This is a genomic window from Streptomyces sp. NPDC055189, from assembly GCF_053606765.1.
The window spans coordinates 1-16,210 of record NZ_JBSGSG010000137.1 but is presented as its reverse complement, the minus strand read 5'-3'; the positions used below and the strand labels follow the sequence as shown (position 1 = coordinate 16,210).

At 70.4% G+C, this 16,210-nt stretch carries 18 protein-coding genes and 1 pseudogene; 11 read left to right on the top strand and 8 right to left on the bottom strand.

Going from position 1 to position 16,210, the window contains the following annotated elements:
* Positions 1 to 148: 148 nt before the first annotated feature.
* A complete protein-coding gene (locus ACWFR3_RS44770; protein ID WP_453740466.1) occupies positions 149 to 613 on the bottom strand; it encodes a glycine-rich domain-containing protein in 465 nt (154 codons plus the stop codon).
* A 182-nt stretch (positions 614 to 795) separates the two neighbouring features.
* Between ACWFR3_RS44770 and ACWFR3_RS44765 the strand changes: the two genes are divergently transcribed.
* The 7 genes from ACWFR3_RS44765 to ACWFR3_RS44735 all read left to right on the top strand — a co-directional run bounded on the left by ACWFR3_RS44765 (position 796) and on the right by ACWFR3_RS44735 (position 8,088).
* A complete protein-coding gene (locus ACWFR3_RS44765) occupies positions 796 to 2,091 on the top strand; it encodes a helix-turn-helix domain-containing protein (protein ID WP_453740465.1) in 1,296 nt (431 codons plus the stop codon).
* A 288-nt stretch (positions 2,092 to 2,379) separates the two neighbouring features.
* Positions 2,380 to 2,505: a transposase family protein gene (locus ACWFR3_RS44760; RefSeq protein ID WP_453740471.1), complete on the top strand. Its 126-nt coding sequence runs from the start codon at positions 2,380 to 2,382 to the stop codon at positions 2,503 to 2,505.
* Between the two features lie 917 nt (positions 2,506 to 3,422).
* Complete coding sequence (locus ACWFR3_RS44755) at positions 3,423 to 3,734, top strand: CU044_2847 family protein (protein ID WP_453740464.1); 312 nt, start codon at positions 3,423 to 3,425, stop codon at positions 3,732 to 3,734.
* A complete protein-coding gene (locus ACWFR3_RS44750; protein WP_453740463.1) occupies positions 3,731 to 4,552 on the top strand; it encodes a trypsin-like peptidase domain-containing protein in 822 nt (273 codons plus the stop codon). Before ACWFR3_RS44755 ends, ACWFR3_RS44750 begins: the two co-directional genes overlap by 4 nt.
* A gap of 1,127 nt (positions 4,553 to 5,679) precedes the next feature.
* On the top strand, positions 5,680 to 6,507 hold the full coding sequence (locus tag ACWFR3_RS44745; protein WP_453740470.1) for a hypothetical protein: 828 nt from the start codon (positions 5,680 to 5,682) through the stop codon (positions 6,505 to 6,507).
* 675 nt (positions 6,508 to 7,182) lie between these two features.
* On the top strand, positions 7,183 to 7,785 hold the full coding sequence (locus ACWFR3_RS44740; protein ID WP_453740462.1) for a hypothetical protein: 603 nt from the start codon (positions 7,183 to 7,185) through the stop codon (positions 7,783 to 7,785).
* Between the two features lie 12 nt (positions 7,786 to 7,797).
* The gene (locus ACWFR3_RS44735) at positions 7,798 to 8,088 is read left to right on the top strand and encodes a DUF6087 family protein (protein WP_453740461.1); all 291 of its coding nucleotides are present in this window, start codon (positions 7,798 to 7,800) and stop codon (positions 8,086 to 8,088) included.
* 128 nt (positions 8,089 to 8,216) lie between these two features.
* Here the strand turns inward: ACWFR3_RS44735 and ACWFR3_RS44730 are convergent.
* The 5 genes and pseudogenes from ACWFR3_RS44730 to ACWFR3_RS44710 form a co-directional block, all read right to left on the bottom strand.
* Positions 8,217 to 8,484: pseudogene (locus tag ACWFR3_RS44730) on the bottom strand (alpha-ketoglutarate transporter); the annotation flags it as partial.
* Positions 8,485 to 8,539: 55 nt separating this feature from the next.
* A complete protein-coding gene (locus tag ACWFR3_RS44725; RefSeq protein ID WP_453740460.1) occupies positions 8,540 to 9,517 on the bottom strand; it encodes a DUF2891 domain-containing protein in 978 nt (325 codons plus the stop codon).
* Between the two features lie 160 nt (positions 9,518 to 9,677).
* A complete protein-coding gene (pcp, locus tag ACWFR3_RS44720) occupies positions 9,678 to 10,322 on the bottom strand; it encodes a pyroglutamyl-peptidase I (protein WP_453740469.1) in 645 nt (214 codons plus the stop codon).
* Between the two features lie 34 nt (positions 10,323 to 10,356).
* Positions 10,357 to 11,316 carry a DUF979 domain-containing protein gene (locus tag ACWFR3_RS44715; protein ID WP_453740459.1) on the bottom strand — a complete coding sequence of 320 codons (960 nt, stop codon included), beginning with the start codon at positions 11,314 to 11,316 and terminating at the stop codon, positions 10,357 to 10,359.
* The gene (locus ACWFR3_RS44710) at positions 11,313 to 12,032 is read right to left on the bottom strand and encodes a DUF969 domain-containing protein (protein WP_453740458.1); all 720 of its coding nucleotides are present in this window, start codon (positions 12,030 to 12,032) and stop codon (positions 11,313 to 11,315) included. The genes ACWFR3_RS44715 and ACWFR3_RS44710 overlap by 4 nt, the downstream gene beginning before the upstream one ends.
* 161 nt (positions 12,033 to 12,193) lie before the next feature.
* On the opposite strand from ACWFR3_RS44710, the gene ACWFR3_RS44705 reads away from it, so the two are divergent.
* From ACWFR3_RS44705 to ACWFR3_RS44695, 3 genes are read left to right on the top strand one after another with little or no spacing between them, the layout of a single operon-like run.
* Positions 12,194 to 12,958 carry a LamB/YcsF family protein gene (locus tag ACWFR3_RS44705; protein ID WP_453740457.1) on the top strand — a complete coding sequence of 255 codons (765 nt, stop codon included), beginning with the start codon at positions 12,194 to 12,196 and terminating at the stop codon, positions 12,956 to 12,958.
* 2 nt (positions 12,959 to 12,960) lie between these two features.
* A complete protein-coding gene (locus ACWFR3_RS44700) occupies positions 12,961 to 13,689 on the top strand; it encodes a 5-oxoprolinase subunit B family protein (protein WP_453740468.1) in 729 nt (242 codons plus the stop codon).
* Positions 13,686 to 14,546, top strand: coding sequence for a 5-oxoprolinase subunit C family protein (locus ACWFR3_RS44695; protein ID WP_453740456.1), 861 nt, complete (start codon positions 13,686 to 13,688; stop codon positions 14,544 to 14,546). Before ACWFR3_RS44700 ends, ACWFR3_RS44695 begins: the two co-directional genes overlap by 4 nt.
* 37 nt (positions 14,547 to 14,583) lie before the next feature.
* Here the strand turns inward: ACWFR3_RS44695 and ACWFR3_RS44690 are convergent, their stop codons facing one another.
* Positions 14,584 to 14,919: a helix-turn-helix domain-containing protein gene (locus tag ACWFR3_RS44690; protein WP_453740467.1), complete on the bottom strand. Its 336-nt coding sequence runs from the start codon at positions 14,917 to 14,919 to the stop codon at positions 14,584 to 14,586.
* Between the two features lie 230 nt (positions 14,920 to 15,149).
* On the opposite strand from ACWFR3_RS44690, the gene ACWFR3_RS44685 reads away from it, so the two are divergent.
* Positions 15,150 to 15,356: a hypothetical protein gene (locus ACWFR3_RS44685; RefSeq protein WP_453740455.1), complete on the top strand. Its 207-nt coding sequence runs from the start codon at positions 15,150 to 15,152 to the stop codon at positions 15,354 to 15,356.
* A 513-nt stretch (positions 15,357 to 15,869) separates the two neighbouring features.
* Here the strand turns inward: ACWFR3_RS44685 and ACWFR3_RS44680 are convergent.
* Entirely contained in the window at positions 15,870 to 16,043 is a 174-nt protein-coding gene (locus ACWFR3_RS44680) for a hypothetical protein (protein WP_361191387.1), read from the bottom strand.
* Positions 16,044 to 16,210: the final 167 nt, after the last annotated feature.

Below are 16,210 nucleotides of genomic sequence, written 5' to 3'. Positions count from 1 at the left end.
ACACCCCGATACGTCATGACCTCGCCCGCAACCACCCCTCCCCCCGCCCCGCCCCCCCCTACCTCTGCGGGGGCGCCCCCACGACCCTGCCCGCAGCCGAATTGGCCAACAGCATCCAGGGCCGGTCGGGGCACGGCTCTGTCGCTGGTCAGTGCGAGTCGTTGCCGGGGTGGCAGGGGCCGCACGGGGCGGCGTCTGCCCACAGCGGCAGGTCGACTTCCCACCCGTCGGCGGCGACGATGTGGGCCGTCCGCATCACCGAGCCGTCGTTCTTCATTTCGATTTCGGGCACGTGGTGCAGGAAGCGGCCGTCATTGAAGCGCTCGCACAGGTCGGCGTACGCCACGGTGTCGAGGATGATCGTGTGGACCCCGATGTCGACGAGCTTGCTGGGCGCGAGCCCCAGCCCCTCGCCCCGGTGCCGCATCGCGGTCAGCAGGTAGGCGTAGCCCTGTTCGAGGACCCGAGCCGCCATTATTGAGTCGTACGGGTAGTCACGCACGAGCAGCCCGACCTGCTTGTCCCACAGACCGGCCGGTACCACCTCCCGGGCGGAGCGGCCCGGGCCGCTCATCGGATCAGTGGTCAGAGGAGTTGCGACAGCGGTTGCCATGATGCCTCCGATGGACGAGCCCCGTGGTTCGGGGCGATGCACCCAGCACACCGCGGCTCCTCGTCCTACAGTGGTCAACAGCCGTGCCGTGCAAGGGCCTTGCACGTCCTGCAAGCGACCTCGACGGCGGTGACAACCGTCCGTACCGTGGAGGTCCCCGGTCGTGTGGCGTGGGAGGACCTGTGTCCGTTGACCCGCTCTGGAGCACACCCGAAGCCCGCGAGTTAGCCGAACGGCGGTGTCCGGGCGCGCTCATCCGGCTCGGACGCGAGCACCGTTCCTGGACGCTCGCCGCCCTCGGCGACCGGCTCGGCTGCTCCCCCGCCACGCTCTCGCGGCTGGAGCGGCGCAGCAGGGTCGTCGACCTAGCACTGGTCCACCGCGCCGCTCAAGAGGTCGGCGTTCCGCGACACATCCTGATGAGTTCCCTGGCGCCTCCCACTGCGAAGGTACCGACGGCCACTAGAGTGACGGCCAGTCCGTACGCCGAGGAGGACCCGATGCGCCGCCGTACGCTGCTCACCGCCACGGCTGCCGCCGGGCCGGTCGCCCTGATGATGGGGCTCGACGAGGCCCTGGCCGACACACCCGCCCCGACCGGCCAAGGCCCGCTGGATGCCCGGATGGCGGCCGCCCGCAAGCTGTACGACAAGGGCGCACACTCTCCTCTGCTCGCCGCGCTGCCCGGCCTCATCGCTGACGGACATGCCGCGGTCTCCTCGCGCCGTGCACTCGATCAGGCTCGGCTCTCGTCCGTCTACAGCCTGGCGACGGCGGTGCTGACCAAGCTCGGCTCCTACGGACAGGCCCGGCTCACCGCGGACCGGGCCCGCACCTGGGCCGAGGTCTCCGGTTCTCCGCTCGTGTCCGCGGCCGCCGCCCGGGAGCTGGCGATCGTCCTGCGCCACCAGGACCGCGGCGCGGAAGCCCAGCGCCTCATGACGACGGCCGCCTCTGCGGTCGAGGCGACCGGTCTGCGTACCGATGCATCGGTGTCGGCATACGCACAGATGCTCTGCACCCTGGCCTACACCGCTGCCAGAGGTGGCCACCGCGCCGATGCCCTGGCCATGACCGGGGAAGCCCGCCGCGCCGCTCGTCGGCTGCCGACAACCGCCCCGGCAGGCAGGCTGTTCCCGATCAGCCCGGCCGCCGTCGACCTCTACGCCGTCGGTGTGCACTGGGCGCTCGGAGATGCCGGAGCCGCCCTGGAGGCCGGAAAGGACCTCCGCCCCGCCCAGTTCCCCACCGCCGAGCGGAAGGCCCGCATGGGCACCGACATGGCGCGCGCCTGGTGGGCCTGGGGACGCCCGGAGCAGACCGCCCGTGCCCTCCTCGACGCCTACCGAGCCAGCCCCGGCGAGGTCCGAGACCGCCCCGCGATCCGCAGCATCGTCGACGAGCTGGCACAACGCCACCCCCGCACGAGCGGCGTCAGGGAACTCCAAGCCGCAACGAGCCGGCAAGGTCGTCACTGAGCTATCGGTCCGGGTGTCGTGAAGGTGAGCCCGGTTGCTGCGCGGCATCCGTCGATGACGACGCTGCGGTATGGGGTTGTCCCGAGAGTCCGCCGCAGGTCGGGGGCTGTCCAATCAACGGCCCTGGCCCGTAGTCGGTGGTGACGCCGAGCATCCATCCGCGATCATGATCTTCTAAGAGAGGCCAACTCCCTTGTCGGGACGGTGTTATCCGGTCTGTCGGCACTGGTCGTCGAGGACGTGACGAATGACGACGACAAGGTCGTGGCCACAGCCCGCACCCGGGACATGGCGGTGCCGTGTCCGGTGTGCCGAACGCCGGCGGCGAGGGTCCACGGGTACCACCGCCGGACCGTGCGGGACGTGCCAGTCGACGGCCGCCCCGTCATCGTCCACCTGCCCGTACGAAGGTAGGCATGCCCGGTTCCGGGCTGCTCCCGGCAGACCTTCCGCGAGCAGATTCCCGGACTGCTGAAGCATCATCAACACCGCACTGTTCTTCTCACCGGACAGATATCGCAGGTGGCACGGGAGTTGTGCGGCCGGGCGGCCGCACGCCTGGCCGCTCTGCTCACCATCTGCTCGATGACGTCAATGATGGGTCCATCCCCGCGCGCGCGGGGAGCAGCATCTTCCAGACGATCACTAATGCTCTCGTATCGGTCCATCCCCGCGTGCGCGGGGAGCAGTCTCGCTGAACTGGGCGTTCACCGGGCGAGGAAGCCGTTCTGAGCAACTTTCAAAGAATCCGACATTTCCACCACCCGTTAGAAGCAGAGCCCCCGATGCAGCCTACGCACCTCATGGGACGGCCAACAGCCAGTACAAGCCTCCCTGATCCCCCGCGGGCGCGGAGGAGCAGTCGACAGGGCCGCCGCCGGATTGCCGCTGGTCGAGGCACGTCTCGGCCCGGCATCACTGCGGCGGGATGCAAGGTCAGGATGCCGGGCGGCGCCTCGGGCCGACCCTGCTCGGTCCATGCTCCGCCGGACGAGCCCATCAGCAACTTCGCTGAACACCTGGCGTGTTCGGGCAAGGCTCGGCTGGCGTTGAGCGCGCGCCTGCTGGCCAATGCCGGCCAGTCGACCCGGCGAAGCCGGACCCGGTGAGTGCTCCTTGCGGCACAAGTCAGGAGCCAGCGAGGCGAAACCAGCGTTCGCCGTATGAAGGACAGCCAGGTCCATATTGCGATGTCGTCGGTCGTTGACTGGCTGACGGCACCTGCGACGGGATCTTCTCGGCGAATCAGTCGCCGATGCCGCGTATGGCTGGCTACGCTTCTGACGGGGCCGGGAGCCGGTGCGGTCCCCGCTGCGTCAACAGGGGGACAGATGAACGATGTTCGGATCGAGACCGTGGCTGTGGATGCGACGGGCAGCCGGCAGATCTCCAGCCGTACGCGGTCGAGTGCCGCCCTCGGCGACCGGGCCGCAGAGCTGGAGGAGGCCATCGTCCAGGCGTCGGTCATCGCCCAGCAATCCCTCTCGCGGGTTCAGCGCCGCGACGGCTGGCAGGTGGCGAGCATGGAGGTAGCCTTCGGGCTGACCTTGGCAGCGGAGGCCGGGGTCATCTTGTCCAAGGCGTCGGCCGAGGCGTCCTTCGAGGTCACCCTCACGGTGGAGCGGGTCGCGGAGTCGCCGTGATCGACGCAAGTTACTGGGTCGAGCTCTTCCAGTCGCAGCAGCGCCTCGGCGGCGGTTTCCTGCTGACCCGCCGCTATGTGCTGACGGCACTTCACTGCCTGCGGGGCCTCACCGCGCTGGACGAGCACGTGGACATCGTCCTGACGGACGGCAGCCGTCTGACGGGCCAGGTCTGCCGCCGCGACAAGGACGCGGACCTCGCCCTGATCATGATCTCCGCCGCCTACGAGGTCCTGCTTCCGATACCCCGGGCCGGCGTCGCTCACGGCGGGGACCACTGGCACGGGCCCTACCGTCCCGCGCCCTCCGAAGTGCAGCTCAGGGGGCAGGTGGACAGCGGCACGGCGGAGTACCTCTGCGAGGGAGGCGGGGTCATCCAGGCGCTGCAGCTGACAGCGCACCAGTGCCTGGGCGACTACTCGGGCTATTCCGGCGGCCCCGTCGTCAAGGGCCTTCCAGAGGACCAAGAGCCCGTGATCGTGGGCGTTCTCCTGGAGCAGGCCCCCGACCGGGCCGCTGCCGGCCGGGCCGCCAACGTGCTCTTCGCCGCCACCATCGGGGAAGCCCTGCGCCGCTTCGACCAGTTCGACGTGGAGCACCTGCTGGATGTGGTTCATCCGGAAAGCTCGCCGCCGCAACAGGCCGTGTGCCATCAGACGGTGAGCGTCGATGCGGCGGCGGCCTCGGTGGAATCATGGTTCGACCGGATCGACGAGTGGTCCCAGCGCGCGGTGCTCGATCCCTCGCAAGTGGCCGAACTCAGGTTCATCGCCGCGAAAGCGGCCATGGAACGTCAGCTGCGTGGTGACGACGCATGAGCGACCTCTGGCAGGAAGCCATCGACCAGGCTGAACTCGGCCTGCGCGGGGACCCCGGCGCGCGGCGCGGTGCGGCCTCGGCCGCCGTGGCGCTGGCCGCGGCTCCCGACCTGTTCCGGCGGCCGCATCCCGGCCGGGATGCGGCGTATCTGGTGGCGCTGCTCGAAGCGCTCGGCCTGGCCGAGGAGTCACGCGCCCTCCTGCGGAGCGTGGTTTCGCAGCTCCAGTTCGATCCGAAGTCGCTCGCGCTGCCCGGCGATGTCCGCAACGAACTGGCTGTCATGCTCATCGACCGGGGCCTGATCTCGTCGGCGGCCGGGATCCTGTCGACAGCCGTCGTCCTGGGAGCGCCGGATGACGCAGGGGGCGCCGCGGCCAGGCGCACGGCGAATTTGGCGTCGGTCAAGCTGCGGTTGGGAGACCTCGCGGGGGCCACCAGCGCGGCCGAGGAGGCGCTGGGCCTCGGGGACCGGGATGGCTCCCTGCAGGAGCAGGAACGGATGGACATCCGGCTCCTTGCGGAAGCGGTGCTGGCGCAGGCCGCCCGCCAGCGGGGACGCCACAGCGAAGCGGATCAACAGGTGCATGCCCTGGCCCTCACGGCGCGCGGCCTCGTGCGGCTGCTCGGGAGCGATCACCCGAAGTCACTTGCCGCCCTGGTCACCGTGGCCCGGGCCCAGTTCGGATCAGCGCTGGCGGCAGAGAACCGCGAACGGTGGGAGCAGGCGATCGATGTCCTTGCGATCGCCGCCCAGAAAGTGTCCGCGGCACTCGGACCACTCCACCCCCTGTCCCGCTCCGCGCTGGTCAACCTCGCCACCGCGGAGTTCGAGGCCGCACGGACACTGGACGATCAGCGTCGCCTGGAGGGGGCACGGCTCATGCTCCTAGCCGCGGTCGAGCATGCCGAGGGGGACCAGCCGACCGCCCCGGCGCCTGTGCCGCCGTCCGCCGTCCGCGAAGCCGATCAGCGGGCGGGCCCGCCGCTCAGCTCCGGACCGTACTCTGACTTCGAACGGACGGCCGACAGCACCTCTTCCCCTCTGCGCACACCCAACCCGCCACCGGCGGCCCCGCAGCCCCGGGGCCGGGGCGGGAGCGCTGCCGAGCACCGGGTTCCCCAGCACCTGCTGCACGAGGACTACGCGGAGTACGAGCGGCTCCTCGATGAAGCGCTGCGCACCGCCCCCAGCCGACCAGACCTGGCGCCGGTCGGACAGTGGTACACCCCCCAACGGCTTCGCGCCATGGCGCTCGATGCCACCGCAGTGATCACAGTGGCCGCGGCGACGGAGTACCAGCATTACGTGAAAATCCGCGAGGAACTGCGCCACCCGGCGCCGACCGCCGCCTCGTATCCCCGCGAGTCCGGGCGCGGCAAGCCGGGCCCGGGGAGGCCCGCCACCGGAACGGGCGCAGCCGCCGGACCGGCCGGCGCCGGCATGGGCGCCGTGGTCGCCGTCCTGGCGCCCGTCCTCACCGGCACAGCCGCCGCGATCTTCCTGCTCGTCGGCTACATCCTGAAGATGCTCGACCCCGAGCCGGCGTTCGCCCGGTCCATGGTCACCGTCGGATGGGTGTCCGGTGCCGTGACGGCGGCCGCAATCCTGATCGCCGCCGTCGGGCTCCTGCTCACCGCCGTACGCAACCGCCACTCGCCCACCACAGGCCCCGACGGCGAACAGAGCCACGAGGTAGCCCAGGCCAGAGAAGCCTGGCGCAAAGCACTGCTGGAACGCGGCATCCTGCCCTTCCTTCGCGAAGCACACGCCCACCCCCGCACCGCCACGGCCCCGCACCACACACCACCCACCGGCCGGATACCGCATACCGGCTACAGTCGCCCGGGTTTCGCCAGCCCGGACTACGGCTCCTCCCCCGGCCCGCGCCCCCGCTACTCGAGCCCGGACTACACCAGCCCGGACTTCGGAGGCCCCGACCACCAACCCGAATAACTCCCGACAAACGGCCGGGCCGCACATCACGATGCCGCCCCGGCCTCCCATACCGCCCCATGAGAGGTGCAGTTGGCATGTACGGCCCGGATCCGAGCCCTCCCCCACACGCGCCGGGAGCCGCCACCGTAGATCCATCTCCGCGCGTGCGGGAAGCAGTAACTCCCGTTCGACGTGAGGGTCCATCCCCGCGTGCGCGGGGAGCAGCCATGAAGGAGGAGCGGCCGATGATCCTGCCCTCGGCGGTGCCGTCCGGGGCGACCACGACCCTGGCCAGCCCGGTGCCGTAGTACCAGTTCACGCCGACCGTGGCCAGGATGATGCCGCCCTGCTTGGTCTGCCGGATCCAGGTGTAGGGGATGCGGCGCACCGCTTCACCGTCACCGCCGACGGGCTTCTCGGCCCTCCCCGGCGCGCACCATACGATCGGGTCATCGCCACCTGTGCGTGGAGAACCCGGCCCTCTCCAGGGCGGCTTCCGCACGGGCCGCAACTGCGGGGTCTACTTCGATAGTGGTCACGTTGTCCTCGCCGCATGGCTCACGAGTAGCCTGTGGATGGGTCAGCCACGACGCCGGCGGCCGGTACGGCGCTGCACAGCGGTACCGGAGCTACGGCGTATACGCGGCCGGGGAAGCCGGACAGCCGGATCGCGGGGTGGAGATCGTCACCCGCATGTCCCATCAGATGATCTACCTCGGCCGTCCCCGGGACGCCCTCGGTCTTCTCGCCGTCGCCGCCACGAAGGCCCAGATGTCGGCAACCCGGGCACTGGTCGCCTCGCAGACCGGCCGGGTGCACGCGGCCCTGGGCGACGAGCGTCAGGCCGATGCACACCTCGGCGCCGCCGACGAGCTCCTGGCTGACGGACTCGGCGACGACGTGCCCGAGTGGGCGGGCTACTTCGACGCTGCCGAACACGCCGGCGCCCGCGCGGTCTCCGCCCGTGGCCTCACCGGAGCCGGCCACCCCCGCCGAACCGCGAGCACCCACTTCGAGGACGCGCTGCTCTTGCGCAAACCCGGCTTCGAGCGCGTGCAAGTCATGGACCGCGTCGGCCTTGCCGCCGCACTGTTCCACGAGGGCGAGCCGGAGCAGGCAGCCGCCGCAGCCCACCGGGCGCTCGACGACGCGGCCCGTATCGACTCCACGCTCGTCGCCTCCCGGCTCAACACGCGGCTGGACGCGGCCCGCCCGTACCAGAGCGCCGCGGTCGACGATGTACGAACCCGGGCCAAGGACCTCGCCGCCGCCATGCCGACCACGATCGCGGCCTGAGAGCATCGAGGCATGGGCAAGCACAGCCGACCCGGACCGGCGAACCAGCCTTCGCGCGCCGTCCCGCGCGTGGACGCCGACAACCCGTTGGCCGCATACGACAAGTGGCGCCGCCCGCCGATGGACATCTACCGGCGCCACCGGCCGGTGCACGGCGGCGCCGGTCACCTCCGGTCCGACGAGCCGCGCGTCCTGGAGGAGTGGAGCGGGTTTGCCTACGAGCCGGCCGGCACCGCTCCCAGCCTCGCAGCGGCCCGGGAATGGATGAACGAACTCCCGCTCGGCAACGGCCTCACAACGTGATGCCCCGTAGGGCAAAGATGGCCCGGCGCTGGCCGTGTGTCCCCCGACTTCCACCTCCAGATCCGAAAACCTCAGTAGCCGCACTGTCGTCTACCGGGCGGTGACTCCTGGCCGAAGCTCGGCAGGACGGCTGCCAGCGGGGTGACCGTGGGCGTCAGCACCCCTTGCGGCCCTTGCGGCCACCGGTCCGGCCGAGCCGTCAGTCGACCACGGGCGCATGAGGAAGCCGACGCGGAAGGTGCCGGCGGTGTTGATCTGCTGGGCGGTCGGATTGCCGCTGGGGAAGAAGGATCCCGCGAAGAACGTCGCGAAGCTCGCGTACACGAACCAGGCGAACCGCTCGACCATGTTCCCGGCCGGGCCGATCGGGACCTTCTTCCATTGTTCGCATCCCATGATCGGCACGCTGCGGGAACACGACGAGCTCCCGTGTACCTGACAACGATCACGCCTACTGGCGTTCGAAGTGTTCCCGCGCGAGTTCTGCGAACGTCGCGAGCCAGTGATCGGTGGTGAAGTCACCGCTCTCGACGGCCGGGAGACCGGCGTCGAGGTGTTTCTGCGCGGCCTTGGCGAGCCGTTCGCGCACGACTCCCTGAGGCAGTGCGTTCGCGATCGCGCGCAGGGCGGCGGCGCGGGAGAGCGCGAGGCCGAGGAGGTGGCCGATCTGCGGGTCGCTGTGGTCGGAGACGAGGGGTACCTCGAGCAGCGGACAGGGCCCACCGGTGGCGAGGGCGGGAAGGAAGCGGTCCAGCCAGGCGGCGAACTCCCGGGTGTCCAGCACGCGGCGCATCGCGTCGGCTTCCGTCAGGGACGGCGACAGGAAGTCCTGGCCGGAGGGCTCCCAGTGGGCGGGCGCGTCGTGGTCGTCGGCGAACCAGCCGCGCAGCCGGTCGCGTACGGCGTCGAGGGTGCGGGCCGGCAGCCCGGCCCGTTCTCCCGTGTCGAGGATCAGGCCGAGCGCGAAGGCGCTGTTGGGGTGGGCGCCGTGGCGCACGGGATACGTGGCCTTCGGCAACCAGTCCGTCAGGAGGCGGTCGACCGCCTCCACGGCGGGGACGAAGGCCTGCGCCCACGGTGTGCCGTGGCACTGCGCCGCGAGCGCGACGAGCCAGGCCCAGCCGTAGGGGCGCTCGAAGCTCGGGCGGTCGAGGAGGTACTCGGCCTCGGTGGCGAGGTGGGCGCGGGTGAGGTGCCGGTCGAGTACGTCGGTGTACGGGGCGGGGTCGTCGAGGGCGGGGAGCGTGCGCACCAGCAGCCAGTGCATGTGGACCGACGAGTGCCAGTCGTAGGCGCCGTAGAAGGCGGGGTGGAGGTCGCTCGGACGTGGGTCGTCGTTTGGGGAAGTGGTCAGGTGAGCGGTGAAGTTGGGGTACTCGCGGGTGACGTTGGCTGCCGCCAGCTGGGCGGTTTCCTCCGGGGTGAGCATGGGGTCCTTTCGGTGGGGCGGGGTTGCGGGTGGAGGGCTGTGTACGTCGCCGGAGGCGGCTGGTGTGTGGTTGCGTTCGCGCGGTTCCCCGCGTCCCCCGAGGGGCGCGGGGAACCGCGCACACCGGCGTCACGCGCCGACGGCACCGGCCCCGCCGCGGCTAATGCGTCGCCCCTTCGGTCATCCGCAGGTCCTCGCGGGCCGGCACTGCGGCCAGCAGCAGCGCTCGGACGCCCTTCGCGACCGTCTCGACGGGGAGGGAGGGGGCCTGGCCGTCCGGCACCTGGTCCGGGGCCCACGGAACGTGGACGAAACCGCCCCGGGCGTCCGGGAGTTCCGTGGCCAGCAGGTGCGCGAGGCCGTACGCCACGTGGTTGCAGACGAACGTTCCGGCCGTGTTGGACAGCGCCGTCGGGACCCCCGCCTCCCGCATCGCCGCCACGCAACGCTTCACCGGCAGCGTGGAGAAGTACGCCGCGGGCCCGCCCGGCACCACCGGTCCGTCGATCGGCTGGGCCCCGGCGTTGTCGGGGATGCGCGCGTCGTCGACATTGATCGCCACGCGTTCCACCGTGACGCCGGGGCGCCCGCCCGCCTGGCCGAGGCAGACCACCAGGTCGGGCCGGGTCTCGGCCACCGCGGCCCGCAGCGCCGTCAGCGACTGGCCGAAGACGCACGGGAGGCGGACCGCCGTGACGTCCAGGCCGGCCGGCGGCGCGGCGGCGACCGCCTCCGCCGCCTGCCACGACGGGTTCACGACCTCCCCGTCGAACGGTTCGAATCCGGTGAGCAGAACGCGGGGCACGGACCGGGACATGCGGACCTCCTTGGAAGGCGGGCTAGAAGGCGAAGAGCGACATGATCACGATGTTGCAGCCGAGGAGCGCGAAGCCCGTCGGCAACTGGGCCTTGATCGGCCCGTACTGGTCCTTCAGTTCGAGCAGTGTCGCCGGAACGATGTTGAAGTTGGCGGCCATGGGCGTGACGAGAGTGCCGCTGAAGCCCGCGAGCATGCCCATCGCGAGGACCGCCGGCTCGTTGCCGCCCATCTGCTGGATGAGCACCGGCCAGCCGATCGCCGCCGTCATGACGGGGAACGCGGCAAACGCATTGCCCATGATCACAGTGAACAGGAACATGCCCACGCAGTACGCGATCACGGCCAGGTATTTGGAGTTGTCCGGCAGTACGGCGTTCGTGATCCTGCCGACCTGGCTGCCGACGCCGGCGACCGCGAAGATCGAGCCGAGGACGGACAGGAGCTGGGGAAGCAGCAGCGCCGCACCCATCGCCTCCAGCATCGAGCGGCCGGAGTGGATCGGCGTCGACACGGCGCGCTCACCGGTGACCAGCATCCCGACCACGAGCGCCACGACGCAGCCGACGCCGAGCCCCAGGAGGGTGGCCTGGCCGGTCTCGAAGAGGCCCGATTCGTCGAGGAAGGAGGCGCAGACGATGGCGACCAGCGGGATGGTGAGCGCCGGGATGAAGAGCTTGTTGCCGAGCCGCGCGGCGGACTGCTCGCGCTGCTCCTGCGTGGTGGTGACCGGTTCGCCCTTGCCTATGAAGTTGAACCCGGCGAGTGCGATCAGCGCGAGGACCGCGACGCCCAGGGGTTCGGCGGGCAGCGCTTTCGAGCCGCCGGCGACCCCGGTGCCGTAGGGGAAGGTCAGTCCGAGCAGCCCCCAGAAGGCGGCCGATGTCCAGCGCTTGGGGTTGGTCCGGTCCGTCGCCATCTGCACGGCCATGACGACGAAGACCAGACCGATCAGCCAGTAGAGCCATTCAACCTTGATCACTTCGAGGGCTCCTTGGGCAGCGGGATCTCGTGTTCGGCGGCGCCGAGCGCCATCTCGCGCTCCAGCTGCCTGTCGAGGAGCAGCAGCCGGGCGCCGTGGATGACGAAGGCGCAGACGGCCAGCGGGATGGCCCACAGCGCGAGCTGGGTGGGTTCGAGGTGCTCGTGGTACGTCGAGTTCACGAATCCGGTGATCAGCAGGATCGAGCCGATCGCGATGAAGCAGTCCTCACCGAAGAAGACGCCGACGGTGTCGGCGGAAGCCGAGTAGGAGCGGACCTTTTCGCGCAGTTTGTCCGGCAGTACGGCCCCCGATTTGCGTTCGGCGGCGGCCTCGGCCATCGGGGCGACGAGCGGGCGCACCGCCTGGGCGGGGCCGCCGAGATTGTTGAGGCCGAAGGCGGCAGTGACCTGGCGGACCAGCAGGTAGGCGGTGAGGAAGCGGCCGGCGCTGAGCTTGCCGAGTTTCCCGATGAGCGTGCGGGCCTGTTCCCGCAGGCCGTAGCGCTCCAGGAGGCCGATCACCGGCAGCACGATGGCGAAGACGGTGACGGAGCGGCTGTCGGCGAAGGAGGTGCCGAAGGCTGCGAGGATCTCCAGCGGGTTCATCTTGCCGAGCAGCCCGGTGACGATGCCGGCGACGCCGACCACGAGAACGGGATTGCGGCGCGTGACGAATCCGAGGATCACCACGAGCACGCCGAGCAGAACGATCATGCGGCGGCCTTTTCGATGAGGGACGCACTTATGGATGCGGGATGCACGGACTTTAGGGGATCGTTCAACGATCCGACAAGATGTTTCAGGATTCGGACGTCAAAAGGTGCCGAGAATCCTGACTATTGTCGGATCGTTGAACGATCCCCTAGGTTGATCCCGTGATCCACGACGTCATCGACCTCAATGCCGACCTCGGCGAAGGCTTCGGCCGCTGGGCCCTCACCGACGACGAGGCCCTACTCTCCGTAGTGACCAGTGCCAACGTCGCCTGCGGCTTCCACGCCGGCGACCCCTCCGTGATGCGCCGGGTCTGCGACCTGGCCGCCGAGCGCGGCGTACGGATCGGGGCGCAGGTCTCCTACCGGGACCTCGCCGGGTTCGGGCGGCGCGCGATGGACGTACCGCCGGACGAGCTGGCGGCCGAAGTGGCGTACCAGATCGGGGCGCTGCGGGTGTTCGCCGAGGCAGCCGGCGCCGAGGTGGCCTACGTGAAGCCGCACGGAGCGCTCTACAACCGGACGGTGCGCGACGGAGAACAGGCCCGCGCGGTCGTCGAGGGCGTGCGGCTCGCGGGCGGACAACTGCCCGTGCTGGGGCTTCCCGGGTCTCACCTCCTGCGTGTCGCCGAGGAGATGGGCCTGCTGCCGGTACGTGAGGCCTTTGCCGATCGCGCCTACACCCCCGAGGGCACGCTCGTGCCGCGCCGCGAGCCCGATGCCGTCATCGAGGACGCGGACGCCGTGGTGCGCCGGTCCGTCGCGTTCGCGGTGGACGGCGGGATCGAGGCAGTCGACGGGTCTTATGTCGCCGTCGCCGCGCGGTCGTTGTGCGTGCACGGCGACACCCTGGGCGCGGCGGCGATCGCGGCGCGGGTGCGGGTGGCACTGGAGGGCGCCGGGGTCAAGGTCGGGGCGTTCACGTGAGCATGCACGTACGGCCTGCCGGACAACATGCGCTGCTGGTGGAGTTCGCCGACGCCGAGCACGCGGGGGCCTTCCATGCGGAACTGCTGCGCAGGCGGGGCGCGGGGGTGTTGCCGCCGGTGCGGGAGATCGTGCCGGGTGCGCGGACGGTGCTGCTCGACGGAGTGACGGGCCGGGACGCGCTCGCGCGCCAACTGGGCGAGTGGGATGTGCCATTGGGGGCCGTGGCGGACGGGGACGTCGTGACGATCCCCGTGGTGTACGACGGGCCGGATCTGGCCGAGGTGGCGGGGCTGTGGGGTGTGTCCGAGGAGGACGCGGCCGCGCGGCACGCCTCGTACACCTATCGCGTGGCGTTCTGCGGGTTCGCGCCGGGGTTCGGGTATCTGGCCGGACTGCCGCAGGAGTTGCATGTGCCGCGGCGGGCGACTCCGCGGACGCGGGTCCCTGCGGGGGCGGTCGCGTTGGCAGGGGGGTATTCGGCGGTGTATCCGCGGGCCACGCCGGGTGGATGGCAGTTGATCGGAACGATGCCCGATCCCGGAGTTCTGTGGGATGCGGAGCGGGAGTCCGCGGCGTTGCTGTCACCCGGGACCCGGGTTCGTTTCACTCCGGCGGGGCTGACGCCCCGGGGCGCTGCCCCGGCCCCCGCCGCACCACCGCCGCAGGAGCTTGGCATGCCCGCTGCACCGGCGCCCGCCCCGCGCGAGCCGCAGGGGCGCGAGCGATGACCGTGAAGATCACCGTCGTCCGGTGCGGAGCCCTCACCACCATTCAAGATTCCGGTCGGGCCGGGCACGCCCACCTGGGGGTTCCGCGGTCGGGGGCGCTTGATGCGGGTGCGTTGGGGCTAGCCAACCGGCTGGTCGGGAACGCGGAGGGCGCCGCCGTACTGGAGACGACCCTCACCGGGTGTGCGCTGCGGCCGGATCGAGGGGTCACCGTGGTCGTGGGCGGGGCGCCCTGCCCGGTCACCGTCGATGGTGCACCCGCAGCCTGGGGGGTCCCCGTGCACGTGACCGCGGGAGCCGTTCTCGACGTGGGCCGGGCCAGTGCGGGGATCCGGTCCTACGTTGCCGTTGCCGGAGGGATCGCCGTCGAGCCCGTGCTCGGCAGCCGGGCCACCGATCTGCTCTCGGGGCTCGGGCCCGCGCCATTGAGTGCGGGCGACGTGCTGCCCGTCGGCCAGGCGCCGGGCGCGCAACCCGCGCTGCCGGTGGCGGCGCCCTGGCCCGCTCCCCCGGCCGAGCTCGTCCTGCCGGTACGGTTCGGGCCCCGCGCGGACTGGTTCACCGAGGCCGCGCGCCGGACCTTCATCACCGCCGTATACACCGTCTCGGGCAACAGCAACCGGATCGGGCTGCGTACCGAAGGGCCCGCCCTGGAGCGGGAGTTGGACGGTGAGCTGCCAAGCGAGGGCATGGTGCTCGGCGCGGTACAGGTGCCGCCGGACGGGCGGCCCGTGGTGTTCCTCCACGACCACCCGACGACCGGCGGCTACCCGGTGATCGCCGTCGCGGAGGAAGCGGCTCTCGGCGCGGCGGCCCAGGCGACACCCGGCACCCCTCTCCGGTTCACCCTCTGCTGAGTTTTTCGTTAGTCCTGTGGCGTTCCAGGATGAATTGTCAGCCCGGTGTGAGTGAGGAAGGACCACCGGAGTTGTCCGGTGGACCAGATCCGGTGGCTGCCGCGTTCGGCCGCGTCGGCGACGTCGGCGAGGCACGAGTCAGGCACGTTTCTTCACCGCCCCCCTTTGATGGGTGGCCCCTCCTTTTTGATGGGTGGCCCCTCCTTGCGACCCACCGGGCGATCTCGGTCTCGTCCCGCTCGACGGTCTGTCGATGGGGCCGCTGCAGACTCCATCTCAGCCGCCCGGTCCGCAGGCGCCACACCAATGCTCGGGCCAGCGTCACCCCGGTCACCCGCTCCACCGCCACACTGACCCGTTCCAGGGTCCACAGATCCGCCTCGAACCCGTGCGCCCGGTCGCCCTACTCCAACACGGTCCGAAGCTATTCGACTTGCGCGTCATCGAGCTCGGGGTGCATCCCCACCATCCGCGCAACCTCGGATGAAGGACGTCTCTGCTTGAACAACTCGAGGCTGGCAGGACATCGCCGTCACCTTCCGCTGCCTCGACTTCACCCACCCCGCGATCCTGGACCACTACTGGTACGAAGGCGAACGCACCATGCTCGCCTGCTACGCCCTGGCCGCGCCCCAGAACCGGCCGCTGGAAGCGAACACCGGCGGTCGCTCCGGAGGCCCCGTACACCCCGTGCAGACGTGCAGAGTCAACACCTGGAAACACGGAGACGGCCCCGCCCGCCCGGCCATCGAAACGGTGGCCGCCCGCCGCCTCGGCCCCGCCCTGGTCACCGGCGAGACCTGGGGGTGAGACGCACCTTCAACGCCCCCGCACGCACGTTTGGTTGCTGTTCAACGTGCCAGTTGTCGGAAACTTCACAACAAGAGACGGCTGCCTCTGGGCCGAAGTAGCCGTCCGAGCCATGCTCTGTACAATGTTCGAGCTACTTACGCAGTCGGACACCCGCGCGTGCGCGGAGCGGACCCGTGTCTGGCGTACGAGTCGACGAGCGGGCGTTGATCGCCGTCACGGCCAAGTCCAACCGCAGCAAATCCGAACAAGACCCCTCGACCTGGATGCCGCCGGCCGAGGGCAACCGCTGCGACTACGTCAGCCAGTGGGTCGCGATCAAGACGCGCTGGCAGCTCGCGATCGACGCAGTTGGAGTCTGGACAGGTGGCTGGGAGTGGCGCGGTCGAGCGGGTGGCCGTGGATGGCCTGTTGTCCAGCAAGTTGCGTGGCGGAGCATGCTGGAGTTTGGCCGATCCCGCTGCAGGGTCACGGCGGCGGGATCGGGGCGCAGTGCCACCGGGCCCGCAGGGATCAGCGTCTGCGTGTACGCGTACGACTGGTGCCGATCCCCGCAACATGCAAGGCCAGGGCGATCAGCCCCAGGAGCATGACGTTCGTCGAAGAGAACACCTCGTTGGTGCTCAGATCAGCCGCATTGATCAGAAACGCCACGAAGAACAACACTGCTGCCACTATGCCGGCCATGAGGCTAGCCCCTCTCCTAGGTAGTACAGCCCGTATGCCCGGCCACCGCCCATGCAGACGCGGGGAACAACGGTGACTCCTCCCCCTCATAAATGAGGGGGCTTCTCGCTATGCCGGGTTGGCGTCGCGACGGACCAGCCCGGCCCGTAGAACGTTGAGTGCTCCGA

Excerpts from the sequence above, each read along its gene's own strand:
- ACWFR3_RS44770 (WP_453740466.1), bottom strand. The coding sequence starts at position 613 with ATGGCAACCGCTGTCGCAACTCCTCTGACCACTGATCCGATGAGCGGC.
- ACWFR3_RS44760 (WP_453740471.1), top strand. The coding sequence starts at position 2,380 with ATGGCGGTGCCGTGTCCGGTGTGCCGAACGCCGGCGGCGAGGGTCCAC.
- ACWFR3_RS44755 (WP_453740464.1), top strand. The coding sequence starts at position 3,423 with ATGAACGATGTTCGGATCGAGACCGTGGCTGTGGATGCGACGGGCAGC.
- ACWFR3_RS44740 (WP_453740462.1), top strand. The coding sequence starts at position 7,183 with ATGTCCCATCAGATGATCTACCTCGGCCGTCCCCGGGACGCCCTCGGT.
- ACWFR3_RS44735 (WP_453740461.1), top strand. The coding sequence starts at position 7,798 with ATGGGCAAGCACAGCCGACCCGGACCGGCGAACCAGCCTTCGCGCGCC.
- ACWFR3_RS44725 (WP_453740460.1), bottom strand. The coding sequence starts at position 9,517 with ATGCTCACCCCGGAGGAAACCGCCCAGCTGGCGGCAGCCAACGTCACC.
- ACWFR3_RS44710 (WP_453740458.1), bottom strand. The coding sequence starts at position 12,032 with ATGATCGTTCTGCTCGGCGTGCTCGTGGTGATCCTCGGATTCGTCACG.
- ACWFR3_RS44700 (WP_453740468.1), top strand. The coding sequence starts at position 12,961 with ATGCACGTACGGCCTGCCGGACAACATGCGCTGCTGGTGGAGTTCGCC.
- ACWFR3_RS44695 (WP_453740456.1), top strand. The coding sequence starts at position 13,686 with ATGACCGTGAAGATCACCGTCGTCCGGTGCGGAGCCCTCACCACCATT.
- ACWFR3_RS44685 (WP_453740455.1), top strand. The coding sequence starts at position 15,150 with ATGCTCGCCTGCTACGCCCTGGCCGCGCCCCAGAACCGGCCGCTGGAA.
- ACWFR3_RS44680 (WP_361191387.1), bottom strand. The coding sequence starts at position 16,043 with ATGGCCGGCATAGTGGCAGCAGTGTTGTTCTTCGTGGCGTTTCTGATC.